General features: G+C 68.4%; 7 protein-coding genes. 3 read left to right on the forward strand and 4 right to left on the reverse strand.

The genetic code is table 11. From position 1 onward, the window contains the following. The first annotated feature begins 247 nt into the window (after positions 1–247). The 3 genes from ACSQ2B_RS12970 to ACSQ2B_RS12980 all read left to right on the forward strand — a co-directional run bounded on the left by ACSQ2B_RS12970 (position 248) and on the right by ACSQ2B_RS12980 (position 6,017). On the forward strand, positions 248–2,017 hold the full coding sequence (locus ACSQ2B_RS12970; protein ID WP_436050373.1) for an HWE histidine kinase domain-containing protein: 1,770 nt from the start codon (positions 248–250) through the stop codon (positions 2,015–2,017). 184 nt (positions 2,018–2,201) lie between these two features. Beyond that, positions 2,202–4,100: a PAS domain-containing sensor histidine kinase gene (locus ACSQ2B_RS12975; RefSeq protein ID WP_436050374.1), complete on the forward strand. Its 1,899-nt coding sequence runs from the start codon at positions 2,202–2,204 to the stop codon at positions 4,098–4,100. A 33-nt stretch (positions 4,101–4,133) separates the two neighbouring features. After that, positions 4,134–6,017, forward strand: a complete 1,884-nt coding sequence (locus ACSQ2B_RS12980) for an HWE histidine kinase domain-containing protein (RefSeq protein WP_436050376.1) — start codon at positions 4,134–4,136, stop codon at positions 6,015–6,017. A 32-nt stretch (positions 6,018–6,049) separates the two neighbouring features. Here the strand turns inward: ACSQ2B_RS12980 and metH are convergent, their stop codons facing one another. The 4 genes from metH to ACSQ2B_RS13000 form a co-directional block, all read right to left on the reverse strand. Further along, a complete protein-coding gene (gene metH, locus ACSQ2B_RS12985) occupies positions 6,050–8,695 on the reverse strand; it encodes a methionine synthase (RefSeq protein ID WP_436050377.1) in 2,646 nt (881 codons plus the stop codon). A 227-nt stretch (positions 8,696–8,922) separates the two neighbouring features. Then, positions 8,923–9,984 carry a homocysteine S-methyltransferase family protein gene (locus ACSQ2B_RS12990; RefSeq protein ID WP_436050378.1) on the reverse strand — a complete coding sequence of 354 codons (1,062 nt, stop codon included), beginning with the start codon at positions 9,982–9,984 and terminating at the stop codon, positions 8,923–8,925. Beyond that, positions 9,981–10,943: a methylenetetrahydrofolate reductase [NAD(P)H] gene (metF, locus tag ACSQ2B_RS12995; protein WP_436050380.1), complete on the reverse strand. Its 963-nt coding sequence runs from the start codon at positions 10,941–10,943 to the stop codon at positions 9,981–9,983. The genes ACSQ2B_RS12990 and metF overlap by 4 nt, the downstream gene beginning before the upstream one ends. Beyond that, entirely contained in the window at positions 10,940–11,911 is a 972-nt protein-coding gene (locus ACSQ2B_RS13000; protein ID WP_436050382.1) for an ArsR/SmtB family transcription factor, read from the reverse strand. Before ACSQ2B_RS13000 ends, metF begins: the two co-directional genes overlap by 4 nt. Positions 11,912–11,929 lie beyond the last annotated feature (18 nt).

Below are 11,929 nucleotides of genomic sequence, written 5' to 3' on the forward strand. Positions count from 1 at the left end.
AATTTCGGGTTGCGACCTGCTGAAGCGACGGTGCTCGCGCAGATTGGTTGTCTTCGCGCACCGATAATGTGCTTCATTCGCACATATTTTGCCGGTCCGAATGGTAACGCCCGAGTCTCACACAGAAGAATCTGCCTTGCTGGGCGGCAGCTCCCCGATGGGGATGCTTATTGCGCAGCATGACTGGGGCTCGACTACGCTAGGTCCACTGAGAGCGTGGCCACCGAGCCTGAAGACCGCGACGGCGATGATCCTGAACTCGTCGCTGCCGATGGCGATCCTGGTCGGCAAGGACGGCGTCACAATCTACAATGACGCCTATGCGCAACTGATCGGAAAGCGGCACCCGAAGACCTTGGGCGGAAAGGCGAGCGAATGCTGGCCGGAAACCGCGGCCCTTAGCGACCAGGCGATCGAGGCGGCCCGATGCGGCGAGCGGCTGCGCTTTCGCGACCTCGAGCTGACGGTCTACCGAACCGGGCGACCGGAACAGATCTGGGTGAACGTCGACTGCTCGCCCGTGCCGGACGAAGACGGCCGTCCGCTCGGCGTGCTGAGCATCACGACCGAAACCACCGAACGGGTGCTGGCGGAGCGGGCCGCAAAGCAGGAAATCGCCCGGCTGCGGCAGGTGTTTGAACAGGCGCCGGCCTTCATCTGCCTGATGACCGGACCCACCCTGATCGTCGAGTACGTCAACGAGGCCCACAGGCGCCTGTTCGGGGATCGGCGCCCGGAAGGCCGCCCCTATGTCGAGGCGTTCCGCGACATCGTCCAGGAAGGCGATCCGGAAATCCTCTTCAAGGCCTACGCGACCGGGGAGACCTACATCGCACGCGCCGATCTGGTGCGCGTGCCCAGGCCCGACGGACGGATCGAGGAGCACTTCCTGGACATCATCGTCGCGCCGGCGAGGGACCACGCCGGCGTGGTGACCGGCCTCTACGTCGAGGGGTTCGACGTCACCCCGCAGGTCCGAGCCCAGGAGGCGGCGGCGGAGAACGAACGCCGGCTGAGCGCAGCGGTGTCGATCGCGCGGCTGGGGGCTTTCGAATGGAACCTCGAGACCGACGCGGCGACCCTCGACGCACGGGCGCGCGAGATCTACGGATTTGGCCCGGAGGAGACTCTCAGGGTCTCCGAGGTGGTCAAGCGGATCGACCCTGAGGATCGCGTGCGCGTACGGGCGGAATCGAGAGACGCGGTGGCGTGCGGGCAAACCCGGCGCGAATTCGAGTACCGCATCCACCTGCCGGACGGCTCCGTTCGCGACATCGCCGCCATCAGCGACACCGTGCTCGGACCGACCGGTCAGGTCCAGCGCATCGCCGGCGTTTTCGACGACGTCACCGAGCGGCGTCGGGCGGAGAAGCGTCAGCGGCTCTTGATCAATGAGCTAAACCACCGGGTGAAGAACACCCTCGCCACGGTCCAGTCGATCGCGGCTCAGACGCTGCACTCCGCGCCGGACCTCGCCCGCGCGCGCGAGGCGTTCGAAGCGCGGCTGATCGCGCTCGCCGGGGCGCACGACCTGCTGACGACGGAGAGCTGGCATGGCGCGCGCCTGACGGATGTGGTCGCCAGGGCCATGGCGCCGTTCGAAACGGCGCAACAGCCGCAGATCAGCCGCTCGGGCCCGCCCGTCTGGCTCACCGCCCGACGCGCGCTGGCGCTGAGCATGGCGCTGCACGAACTCGCCACCAATGCGGTGAAGTACGGCGCGCTGTCCGGGCTCGAAGGGCATGTGACCATCCTCTGGAGGCTTTCGGCGGACGACCAGCTCACCCTCTTCTGGGTCGAACAGGGCGGCCCGCCGGTGAAGGCGCCGGAGCGCTTCGGCTTTGGCTCACGACTGCTGCAGCGCAGCCTGGCGCACGAACTCGACGGAGAGGTCGCCTTCACCTTCGCGCCAGACGGGGTGCGCTGCACGATCCAGTTTCAGCTCGAACCGCTCTCCACCTCGGCCGAGCCGGCGATGCTGCAGGGTCTGGGCCCGAGCGGACCGGAAAGTGCCTAGGCCGGCTCGTCGTTGAGGAGGGGCCGCAAGAGGTTTTGCGCCGCCGGCGCGTCGCCCACCAGCCGAGCCAGCGAACCCGCCGGCACAACCTCGGAGCGCGAGCGCGTGAGGCCCAGTGCTCGCGCTGATTGGTTGTCTTCACGCACGGATGGTGTGTTCCTTTCTGATCACCGTGTCGGTTCAAATGGCGAAGCTGGAGACCCACGTAGACGAGACGACCTTCCTGCGCGGCGGCGGCGCCATGGGGGCGCTCATCGCCCAATATGATTGGGCGTCAACTTCGCTCGGCCCGATGAAATCTTGGCCACCTAGCCTGAAGACCGCCGCCGGCCTCGTACTGCGCTCACCCATCCCAATGTTGCTGCGCTGGGGTGAAGAGGGCGTCCTCATCTACAACGACGCCTACGCCGTGATCGCCGGAGCCCGTCACCCACAGCTGCTCGGCACCAGGGTGCGCGAGGGCTGGAAGGAATTCGCCGACTTCGAAGATCGGATCATGAAGCCCGTGCTGGGAGGCGCGACCCTAGAATATCGCAACCAAGGCGTGACGCTTCGCCGTTCGGGCAAGCCGGAACGGCTGTGGTTCGACCTCGACTACTCTCCCGTGCCGGACGAAAGCGGCCGGCCCGCCGGAGTCCTGGGCATCGTCGTCGACACCACCCAACGGGTGCTCGCCGAGCGCAAGGCCGCCGCCCACGCCCAACGGCAACAGCTCATGTTTCAACAGGCCCCGGGCTTCATCTGCCTGTTGAGCGGCCCGGACCACGTCTTCCAGTTTCGCAACGAGGCCCACAAGCTGCTGTTCGGCGAGCGCGACGCCATAGGCAGGCCGCATGACCAGGTCTTCGCGGATCTCCCCGATGAGAACCTCCGCAATCTCCTCGACCACACCTTTGCGACGGGGAAACGCTATATCGGGCGGGCCCAGCCGATCCGGGTGAGACGGAGCCCAGGCGGGCTCGCGGAGGAGCTCTTTCTCGACTTCGTGCTCGAACCGGTGATCGGCGATGACGGCGCGGTCACCGGCATCTTCGTCGAGGGTTTCGACGTCACTCAACAGGTGCGCGCCCAGGCGGCGGCCATTGAGAGCGAACAACGGCTCAGCGCAGCGAAAGCCATCGCCCGACTCGGCGTCTTCGTCTGGGATCGCGTCTCCCGCGAGGCGACGCTCGACGCCAGGGCCCGGGAAATCTTCGGCTTCGCGCCGGACGAGAGCGTCACGGTCGACGACGTGCAGCGTCGGATCGATCCCCGCGACCTGGATAGCGCCCAGGCCAGCGCAGCCAACTTCGAGGCGGCCGGACAGAAGCGGCGAAAGTTGGAATACCGCATTCGGCTGCCGGATGGTTCGAACCGCACCGTCGTCAGCATCAGCGACCTGCTGCCAGGGCCGCACGGGCCGAATACTCGCGCGGTCGGCGTCTTTGATGACGTCACGGAGCGCCGGGCCGCCGAGAAGCGGCAACGGATGCTGCTCAACGAGCTGAACCATCGGGTGAAGAACACCCTGGCCACGGTGCAGTCCATCGCGGCCCAGACCCTGCGGTCAGCGCCGGACCTGGTGAGCGCCCGCGATTCATTCGAGTCGCGCCTGGTGGCGCTGGCCGCCGCCCATGACCTGTTGACGGCGGAAAGCTGGCACGGCGCGCGGCTGTCGGATGTCGTGGCCACCACCATGGCGCCGTTCGAGACCGTCCAGCGGCCGCAGATCAGTCGCTCCGGCCCGCCCGTCTGGCTCTCGGCCCCGCGCGCCCTGGCGCTCAGCCTGGCGCTGCACGAGCTCGCCACCAACGCCGCCAAGTACGGCGCGCTCTCCGTTCCGGAAGGCTCGGCCTCCATTCGCTGGACGGTCTCGGGCGAGGAGCTGACCCTCTCCTGGCGCGAGACGGGAGGACCGCCGGTGACGGCGCCTTGCCGATCGGGCTTCGGCACCCGGCTGCTGCAGCGCAGCCTCGCCCAGGAGCTGCACGGCCAGGTCGAGGTCTGCTTCGCGCCCGAAGGCGTCCGCTGCGAGATCCGCTGCCCGGCGGAACAGGTCGACGCAGCGGACGCCTGCGAGATTCTCGAGGTTGGATGCGAGTAGTGCGCTTGTTTTCTCACCGCGGTGTCGAGAGACATGGCCGAGCCTGACGATCACGACGAGCCGGCCTTCCTGCGCGACGGCGGCGCCCTGGGCGCGCTGATCGCCCAACATGACTGGGCCGCGACCTCGCTCGGCCCGCTCGACGCCTGGCCGGACAGCCTGAAGACCGTGACGGCGATCATGTTGCATGCGCGGGTCCCCATGCATCTGCTGTGGGGCCCGGAGGGCGTCATGATCTACAACGACGCCTACGCCGGCGTGATCGGGCGGCGACATCCGGAGGTGCTCGGAGCGAAGATGCGCGAGGCCTGGCCGGAGCAGAGGGCGCTGGGGGATCAGATCCTGGCGGCCGGCCTTGCGGGCCGCACCCAGTCGTTACGCGACCGGGAAATCACGGTCCGCCGCAGGGACGAGGCCGAACAGGCCTGGTTCAATGTCGATTGCTGGCCGGTGCTGGACGACCGCGGCGAGCCCGCCGGCGTGCTGATCACCTCCGTCGAGACGACCGAGCGCGTGCTTGCCGAGCGCAAGGCCGCCATCGAGATCGAGCGCCAGCGGCGGATGTTCGAGCAGGCGCCGGGCTTCATCTGCCTGCTCAGCGGGCCGGACTTCATCGTCGACTTCGTGAACGAGGCTCACAAACAGCTGTTCGCCGTCCACGACGCCACGGGCAAGCCTTACATGGAGGCCTTCGCCGAGATCGCCGCCCTCGGCGCGCCCGAGGTGATCGTGCAGGTCTATGAGAGCGGCGAGCGCTACTCCGGGCGTGCAGAGCCCATCGCGATCCCCAAACCTGGAGGACGGGTGGAGGAGCACCTTGTGGACCTTGTGCTGGAGCCCGTCACCGACGATGAGGGCCGTGTCATCGGCCTGTTTCTCGAGGGCTTCGAGGTCACCGAACAGGTGCGCGCCCAGGCCGCCGCCGAGGAGAGCGAACGGCGGCTGAGCGCAGCAATCGCCATCGCACGCCTGGGCGCCTTCGAATGGGACCTGGAGACCGGCGCGGCGACCCTCGACGACCGGGCGCGCGAGATCTTCGGTTTCGAGCCGGGCGAAGGCCGTCGGGTGGAGGAGGTCGTCCAGCGCATGGATGTCCAGGACATGCGCCGTGTCGCGGCCGAGACGGACGCCTTCGACGCGGCTCGTCAGACGCGGCGGGAATACGAGTACCGCATCCATCTGCCGGACGGATCTACCCGCACCATCACCGCCATGACCGACAGAATCGCCGGGCCGGACGGGCAGATAAGGCGGGTGGTGGGCGTGGTCGACGACGTGACTGAGCGCCGGGCCACCGAGAAGCGGCAGCGGATGCTGATCAACGAGCTGAACCATCGGGTGAAGAACACCCTGGCCACGGTGCAGTCCATCGCGGCCCAGACCCTGCGGTCAGCGCCGGACCTGGTGAGCGCTCGCGATTCATTCGAGTCGCGCCTGGTGGCGCTGGCCGCCGCCCATGACCTGTTGACGGCGGAAAGCTGGCACGGCGCGCGGCTGTCGGATGTCGTGGCCACCACCATGGCGCCGTTCGAGACCGTCCAGCGGCCGCAGATCAGTCGCTCCGGCCCGCCCGTCTGGCTCTCGGCACCGCGCGCCCTGGCGCTCAGCCTGGCGCTGCACGAGCTCGCCACCAACGCCGCCAAGTACGGCGCGCTCTCCGTTCCGGAGGGCTCGGCCTCCATTCGCTGGAAGGTCTCGGGCGAGGAGCTGACCCTCTCCTGGCGCGAGACGGGAGGCCCGCCGGTGACGGCGCCTAGCCGATCGGGCTTCGGCGCCCGGCTCCTGCAGCGCAGCCTCGCGCAGGAGCTGCACGGCGAGGTCGACGTCAGCTTCGCGCCCGAAGGCGTCCGCTGCGAGATCCGCTGTCAGATCGAGGCCGTTCACGCCAGCCCAGACCCCGCCATCGGGCCGGTCTGAGCGGTCCGGGCGGCATGGGCTCGTGCGCCATTCTAGGCCGGGTCGTAGTTGAGGATCGGTCCCAGCCAGCGCTCGGCGGTCGCCAGCTCCCAGCCCTTGCGACGGGCGTAGTCCTCGACCTGGTCACGCTCGATCCGCCCGACGCCGAAGTAGTGGGCTTCGGGATGGGCGAAGTAGAGGCCGGAGACCGCCGCCGGCGGGGTCATGGCCAGGCTCTCGGTGAGCTCCAGGCCGGTGGCCTGGGTGGCGTCGAGCAGGCGGAAAAGGGTGGACTTCTCAGTATGGTCGGGCTGGGCCGGATAGCCGGGCGCCGGGCGGATGCCGCGGTACTGCTCGGAGATCATCAGGTCGATGTCGAAGGCCTCGTCCGGCGCATAGCCCCAGAGCTCGGTGCGCACACGCCGGTGCAGGGCCTCGGCGAAGGCCTCGGCCAGGCGGTCGGCGAGCGCCGTCGACAAGATCGCCGAATAGTCGTCCCCGGCGTCGCGGAATTTCTGGGCCAACTCCAGCTCGCCATGGCCGGCGGTGACCGCGAAGCCGCCGATCCAGTCGGGCTTGGTCCCGATGGGGGCGATGAAGTCCGCCAGCGCGACGTTGCGCTGGTCGCCGCTCTTCAGCATCTGCTGGCGAAGGGTGTGCAGGCGGCCGATCTCGGTCTGCCGGCTCTCGTCGGCGTAGAGCACCACATCGTCGCCGTCCGAATTCGCCGGCCAGAATCCAACGACACCCCGAGCTTCCAAGAGCCCTTCCTGGATGATCCGCGCCAGCATGACCTGGGCGTCGGCGTAGAGGTCGCGCGCGGCCTCCCCGACCACGTCGTCTTCCAGGATCTGCGGGAAGTGGCCGACCAGCTCCCAGCTGGCGAAGAAGGGCGTCCAGTCGATGTGCCGGGCCAGTTCCGGCAGGTCGTAGGGCGCGAAGGTCCGCGTCCCGAGGAAACTGGGCTTGGGCGGGTCGTAGGTCGACCAATCCGGCGTGAAGGCGTTGTCGCGCGCCTGGGCCAGGGTGGCGCGGGCGCGGTTCCCCTGCCCCCGGGCGAACTGGACGCGGACCTTCTCGTAGTCGACGAGAGTTTCGGCCATGAAGCGGTCGCGCTCGGTGGGCGAGAGCAGGTTGGAGACCACCCCGACCGCGCGGCTGGCGTCCAGCACATAGGTGGTCGCGCCCTCATACTTGGGGGCGATCTTCACCGCAGTGTGGGTCTTCGAGGTGGTGGCCCCGCCGATCAGCAGCGGGATCTTGAAGCCGCGGCGCTGCATCTCGGCGGCGACGAAGGCCATCTCGTCGAGCGAGGGCGTGATCAGGCCGGAGAGGCCGACGATGTCGACCTTCTGCTTTTCCGCCTCATCGAGGATGCGATCGGCGGGCACCATGACGCCGAGATCGATGACCTCGTAGTTGTTGCACTGCAGGACCACGCCGACGATGTTCTTGCCGATGTCGTGGACGTCGCCCTTGACGGTGGCCATCAGGATCTTGCCGGCGGCCTCGCGCGGCTTGCCTTCCTTCTCGGCCTCCATGAAGGGCATCAGATAGGCCACGGCCTGCTTCATCACCCGCGCGGACTTGACCACCTGGGGCAGGAACATCTTGCCCGCGCCGAACAGGTCGCCGACCACGTCCATCCCCGCCATCAGCGGACCTTCGATGACGTGCAGCGGCCGCTCGGCCTTGAGGCGGGCCTCCTCGACGTCGACCTCGATGAACTCGCCGATCCCGCGCACCAGGGCGTGCTTCAGCCGCTCCTCGACCGGCCCCTCGCGCCAGGTCAGGTCGGGCCCCTTCTGCTCGCTCTTGCCGCCCTTGTACTTGGGGGCGAGGTCGACCAGCACCTCGGTCGGCACCTTTCCGTCGGCGCGCTTGCGGTTGAGGATCACGTCCTCGACGGCCTCGCGCAGCTCGGCGGGGATCTCGTCATAGACCGGCAGGTCGCCGGCGTTGACGATGCCCATGTCCATGCCCGCGGCGATGGCGTGGTAGAGGAAGACCGAGTGGATCGCCCGGCGGACCGGCTCGTTGCCGCGGAAGCTGAACGACACGTTGGAGACGCCGCCGGAGATGCGGGCGTAGGGCAGGGTCTGCTTGATCCGCCGCGTCGCCTCGATGAAGTCGACGGCGTAGTTGTCGTGCTCCTCGATCCCCGTCGCCACGGCGAAGATGTTGGGGTCGAAGATGATGTCTTCGGGCGGGAAGCCGACCTGCTCGGTGAGGATCTTGTAGGCTCGCGTGCAGATCTCGACCTTGCGATCGGCGGTGTCGGCCTGGCCCTGTTCGTCGAAGGCCATCACCACCACGGCGGCGCCATAGCGAAGGCAAGCCCTGGCCTGTTCGATGAACTTGGCCTCGCCCTCCTTCATGCTGATGGAGTTGACGATCGAGCGGCCCTGGACGCACTGCAGCCCGGCCTCGATCACCTCCCACTTGGAGCTGTCGATCATCACCGGCACCCGGGCGATGTCCGGCTCGGCTGCGATCAGGTTGAGGTAGGTCCGCATGGCGGCCACGCTGTCGAGCAGGCCCTCGTCCATGTTGACGTCGATCACCTGGGCGCCGGCGTCAACCTGCTGGCGCGCCACGCTCAGCGCCTCGGGATAGTCCCCCTCGGCGATCAGCTTGCGGAATTTGGCCGAGCCGGTGACGTTGGTCCGCTCGCCGACGTTGATGAAGATGGGGCGCATCAATTCAAACCTAGAACCTGTTTTCCTCCCCCGCGAAGCGGCGGGAGGGGGACCACGCGCCGAAGAGCGCGTGGTGGAGGGGCCGAGCCAACGGGCTCAGCATATCCGCCGGGCGGCCGAGGTCATCAGCGCCGCGGGCGCGGCCTGCCCCCTCCACCACCCGGTGTTCCCCGGGCGGTCCCCCTCCCCCGCTTCGCGGGGGAGATGAAAGCCCGGGGCCGGAGAGATCACGCCAACTCGAACGGCTCCAGGCCCGCCAGCCGCATGGCCCTGGGGCGTTCCGGGATCGGCCGGGGGGTCATGCCGCGCACCTCGTCGGCGACGTGGCGGATGTGGTCCGGCGTGGTCCCGCAGCAGCCGCCGAGGATGTTGACCAGGCCGGCTTGAGCCCACTCGTGCAGCTGGTGGCCGGTCTGATGGGGCTCCTCGTCATACTCGCCCATGGCGTTCGGCAGGCCGGCGTTCGGATAGGCCGAGACCAGGGTGTCGGCGATCCGGGCGAGCTCGGCGATATGCGGCCGCATCAGATCGGCCCCAAGCGCGCAGTTCAGGCCGATGGCGAACGGCTTGGCGTGTTTCACCGAGTTCCAGAAGGCTTCCACCGTCTGGCCCGACAGGGTGCGGCCCGAGCGGTCGGTGATGGTGCCGGAGATCCAGATCGGCAGCGGCTCGTAGCCCTGCTCCTGCAGGTCGAGGATGGCCTTGATCGCCGCCTTGCAGTTCAAGGTGTCGGTGATGGTCTCGATCAGGAACAGGTCGACGCCGCCGTCATGCAGCGCCTTCACCTGCTCGACATAGGCCTCGTAGACCTGCTCGAAGGTGACCTTGCGCGCGCCGGGGTCGTTCACGTCCGAGGACATCGACAGCATCACCGGCAGGGGGCCGATGGAGCCGGCCAGAAAGCGCGGCTTGTGCGGCTCCTTGGCGGTCCATTCGTCGGCGACCCGGCGGCCGATGCGGGCGCCCTCGAGATTAATGTCGCGGACGGCGGACTCCAGGGCGTACTCCCCCTGGCCGATCGAGGTGGCCGAGAAGGTGTTGGTCTCGCTGATGTCGGCGCCGGCGGCGAAATACTGGTCGTGCAGGTCGGCGATGATCTCCGGCCGGGTGATGCACAGAAGGTCGTTGTTCCCTTTCAGCTGGCCCGGTGCATCCTTGAACCGCTCGCCGCGGTAGTCGGCCTCGTCGAGGCCGCGCTTCTGGATCATCACCCCCCAGGAGCCGTCGAGCACCAGCACCCGTTCCTTGGCCGCGGCCTTCAGCGCCGCGATTCGTTGCTGCCTCGTCATGCCGCAGCCTCCTCCGCCGTGTTTTCAGAATTGGGGGCTTCAGGTTCGCGCACGCCAAGCACCCGGCAGATGGCGTAGGTCAGGTCGGCGCGGTTCAGGGTGTAGAAATGGAAGTCCGAGAAGCCTTCCTCGGCGAGCTTGGCGCACATCTCGGCGGCCACGGAGCCGGCGAGCAACCGCCGCGTCTCCGGGTCCTTGTCCAGGCCCTCGAACAGGTTGGCGAGCCAGGCCGGCACCTGGATGCCGATGGGACCCGCCATCTTCTTCAGGCCCTTGAAGTTGGTCACCGGCATGATCCCCGGCGAGATCGGGATGGTGACGCCGGCCTTGCGGACCTTGTCCATGAAGCGGAGGAAGCCGTCGATGTCGAAGAAGAACTGGGTGATCGCCCGGGTCGCGCCGGCGTCCACCTTGGCCTTCAGCACATCGATGTCGTGCTCCAGCGACGGGCTCTCCGGATGGATGTGCGGATAGAGGCCGACGCTCACCTCGAAGGGGGCGATAGCCCGGATCGCCGTGGTGAGTTCGGTGGCGTTGTTGTAGCCGTCGGCGCGCGGCGTGTAGCGGCCGCCGATCTGGCCCGGCGGGTCGCCGCGTAGGGACACGATGTGGCGGACGCCGGCTTCCCAGTAGTCGCGGATCACCTCGTCCACTTCGTCGCGCGAGGCGTCGACACAGGTCAGGTGGGCGGCGGGCTTCAGCGTCGTCTCGCGCAGCATGCGCAGCACGGTGCGGTGGGTGCGGTCGCGGGTCGAGCCGCCCGCGCCATAGGTGACGGAGACGAAGGACGGGTTCAGCGGCTCCAGCCGGCGGATCGCCTCCCACAGGTTCTCCTCGGCCTCGGGCGTCTTGGGCGGCGAGAACTCGAAAGAGACGGTGGGCGGCGGCCGGTGGCTTTCGCCGGCGCGGGCGACGGGGCCCAATGCCGACTTCACGGGGGCTGAATTTTGCCGGGTCATGCGGCGCTCCTTTGACGGTCGCGGCCGCGCTCGGCCGTCCAGATCTTCACGGTGAGGCCTTCCTTCTGGGCGGGCGGCAGGGCGCTGGCCCGGACGTCGGGAAAACCCGCCTCGCCCAGCCAGCGCTTCATCTCGGCGTCGGAAAAACCCAGCCGGCGATGCTGGTGCTGCTCGCGCAGGAACTCCAACCCGTGCGGGGCGAAGTCGACGATGATCAGCTTGCCGGCCTCGGCGACGATGCGGCCGGCCTCGCGCACGGCCGCGGCGGGATCGGCGAGGTAGTGCAGCACCTGGTGGACGATCACCAGGTCGGCGCTGGCGTCCGGCAGCCGGGTGCCGAAGATGTCGCCGTGGCGCAGCTCGCAGCGCGCCAGGCCGGCCTCGGCCACGTGGTTGCGGGCGATGTTCAGCATCTGCTGGGAAAGGTCGAGACCGAGCGCCTGGTCGACGCGCGGCGCCAGCAGGGTCAGCATCCTGCCCGCGCCCGTGCCCAGGTCGACCAGCCGCTTGAACGGGCCCGGCCCGGCGGCGTCCAGGATCGAGCGTTCGACATCGGCTTCGGCCACGTAGAGCGAGCGGATCTCGTCCCAGCGCGCGGCGTTGCGGGCGAAGTATTCGGCGGCGTCGGCGGCCCGCTCGGCGCGGACCTGGCTGAGCTGCTCGGCGTCGCGCGCCAGGCCATTATCAGCCGGATCGATGCGCGCCAGGGTCTCAGCGACCAGCTCCGCTGCTTGCCCGGCGGTCGTCAGGCGGTAGAAGACCCAGGCGCCGTCGGGAAACCGCTCGACGAGACCGGCTTCCGCGAGCAGCTTCAGGTGGCGGGAGACGCGCGGCTGGCTCTGGTCGAGGACGCGGCAGAGCTCCAGCACCGCCAGCTCCTCGTGGCTCAGGAGCGCGAGGATGCGCAGGCGCGTCGGTTCGCCCGCCGCGCGCAGCACGTCAACAGCCTGGCCCGCCGATAACTTCATCGGGCCATATAAAGATAT

The sequence above is a fragment of the Phenylobacterium sp. LjRoot225 genome (assembly GCF_964252855.1).
Classification (GTDB): Bacteria; Pseudomonadota; Alphaproteobacteria; order Caulobacterales; family Caulobacteraceae; genus Phenylobacterium.